This is a genomic window from Pseudoalteromonas sp. SANK 73390, assembly GCF_054966645.1.
Genome location: NZ_ARPN01000187.1, coordinates 1 through 405 on the forward strand (window position 1 = coordinate 1; position 405 = coordinate 405).

Consider the following 405-nt stretch of genomic DNA (forward strand, 5'->3'; position numbering starts at 1 on the left):
GGCTGGAGTATCAGGATTTGAACCTGAGAATGGCGGGATCAAAACCCGCTGCCTTACCGCTTGGCTATACTCCAACAATCAATGTTTTCATATTTATAGTTTTACATCTTTAAAAGATGGTGCGGAGGGAGAGACTTGAACTCTCACACCCGAAGATACTGGAACCTAAATCCAGCGCGTCTACCAATTCCGCCACCCCCGCACAGGAGGTCGTGCATATTTAGAGGAACCTAAATCCAGCGTCTAACTCGACATCTGGCCAATTCCGCCACCCCGCACAGGAGGTTGTGCTATTTAACCACTATTGCACTTTAGTGGGAGTAAATGGTGGCTATGCCCTGATTTGAACAGGGGACCCCATCATTATGAGTGATGTGCTCTAACCAGCTGAGCTACATAGCCATT

3 tRNA genes are annotated in these 405 nt (G+C 47.9%); all 3 read right to left on the bottom strand.

The features are described from left to right. Positions 1–2: 2 nt before the first annotated feature. Positions 3–74, bottom strand: a tRNA-Gln gene (locus tag SANK73390_RS20485). Positions 75–117: 43 nt separating this feature from the next. Next, positions 118–202: transfer RNA gene (locus SANK73390_RS20490), tRNA-Leu, on the bottom strand. A 123-nt stretch (positions 203–325) separates the two neighbouring features. Then, a tRNA-Met gene (locus SANK73390_RS20495) sits at positions 326–402 on the bottom strand. Positions 403–405: the final 3 nt, after the last annotated feature.